The 1748-nt window shown below is 56.1% G+C and carries 2 protein-coding genes and 1 pseudogene; all 3 read left to right on the top strand.

What is annotated here, in order from left to right; genetic code table 11:
* The first annotated feature begins 149 nt into the window (after positions 1–149).
* A complete protein-coding gene (locus tag D1646_RS21905) occupies positions 150–761 on the top strand; it encodes a hypothetical protein (protein WP_160638457.1) in 612 nt (203 codons plus the stop codon).
* A gap of 87 nt (positions 762–848) precedes the next feature.
* The gene (locus D1646_RS21900; protein ID WP_160638456.1) at positions 849–1142 is read left to right on the top strand and encodes a hypothetical protein; all 294 of its coding nucleotides are present in this window, start codon (positions 849–851) and stop codon (positions 1140–1142) included.
* Between the two features lie 399 nt (positions 1143–1541).
* Positions 1542–1748 (top strand): annotated as a pseudogene (locus D1646_RS21895) (site-specific integrase); the annotation flags it as partial.

Raw genomic sequence — 1748 nt, 5'->3', positions numbered from 1 at the left:
GGCTATGCTCTGGAGGCTTTGCGCTGGGCCGTGGAGAACGGCATTTTGAACGGCTACAGCGACGGGCGGTTAGGCCCTCAGGGGCAGGCCACTCGTGCGCAGGTAGCGCAGATGTTGAAAAACTTTATTGAGAACCAGGAGGAAAACACTTGAAAAAATTAGCGATCCTTTTCGTACTGACCCTCTGCGTGGCGCTGGCGGGCTGTAATCAGCCCGCCCCGCCCCAGAGCGGCGAACCCTCGCAGCCCTCTAACAGCGCAACCACACCCCCGGCAGACGAATCCACTGACCCGACACCCGCAGAGGGTGAGCAGACGGCCACGCTCTATATCGGCACCAAGGCCGGGGGCTTTGCCGAGTACCCCATGACCTACGAGGGGGAGCTGACGGCGGAGAAACTGATCCAGGGCATCGCCGACCTGACCGGCTGGGACCTGACCCTGGCCGAGCCGGTGGTCTCCGGCAAGGGCGGCATGAGCGTGTGCCTGTCCGGCGAATCCTCCCTGTTTACCGGCCCGCCCGACCTGCAGAAAGAGGAATTTCATATGTACGACGCGGGCCAGCTCGCGGAGACAATTTTGGACAGCATCCAGAGAACCCTGCAAAAAGGCTTTGTGTTGGAACCCGGCGACCCGGAAAATCTGGACATTTGGTACTTCATGGAGGGGGAGAAACCCTTGGAGCTTCCCATCCTGGGCCTGTCCTGGCCCATTGACCAGCCCTATCAGTGGGCGGGGGCCAACGTCATAGCGGAACCATGAAGCAACAGACGGTCAGCGCCCCAACATCATTACAATCGACAGGGAAATCAACTTCTGTCAAAGCCGAAAGGCAGAAAGGGGCACGCTATGTCTGATGTTGGTGGGTATAAGCTGATTGAAATGGAGTGCTGCCGCCTGCCTCATCAGGTGGCAATCGGCTTCACCCAAGCTACGGAAGCCCTGGTGGGCGCAAGGTATCTTCCTGTCCTCTATGTGGGTTCGCAGAACGTCCACGGGACTAACTATATGCTGATCTGCAAGCAGACGCTGGCCGCGAAGGACGCGCCGGAGCATCTGGTTACGATGGTGTTGAACCGAAATCATGACGATGGTTCTGTTGTAGGCCAGTGGTCTGTGGTCAGCATCGAGCAGATCATCTAAGCTGAACCCGCCTGGTCAGCTGACCAGCCGCATCAGTGGGTATAAGCAGAACGTGAGCTGTCCTGCGGAGAAATCAAATGTCAACATTTTTTCTACTGTTTGAATCCGGTGTATCAAGCTGCGAAAGGCGGCAAGGGAGCAGAAATCCCTTGCCGCCTTTTCTTTTTATACCTTTTAGCAGGAGAAACCGCTATAATCGGCAGGCATCTCAAAAGCAAGTGCATCCAGGTCCATCAGCGCCGCGCTGAAAAATATTTCTGCTTTTTTCCCGGAAGGGGGCGAAAACAGGTAACAAACACCCCGCTTTTTTGTGATAGGTGCGTTTTCCCCTATCGCCTTCATGAACCTTCAAAACTGAATACACGGTATTGCAGGCACAAAACCCATGTGAACAGCGGTAAGCAGCATCCCATCGGCAAGCGCAAGCTGAAAACCGTCACCGCCGACCATCTGCAAGCCTACATGGACCTGTTGAGCTTCGGCGGCACGAATCCCGATGGGACACCGGCAAAGGCGCTGAGTGTTGGGGACATCCGTCTGTACTCTGCCGTCCTTCAAAATTCCTTCCGCTTTGCGGTCTTTCCCAAGCGCCTGATTACCTTCAAC

The organism is Pseudoflavonifractor sp. 60 (genome assembly GCF_009911645.1).
GTDB lineage: Bacteria > Bacillota > Clostridia > Oscillospirales > Oscillospiraceae > Lawsonibacter.
This window is presented reverse-complemented; position numbering and strand designations above follow the sequence as displayed.

Bases quoted from the DNA above. Each gene is read 5' to 3' on its own strand.
- D1646_RS21900 (WP_160638456.1), top strand. From the start codon at position 849: ATGTCTGATGTTGGTGGGTATAAGCTGATTGAAATGGAGTGCTGCCGC.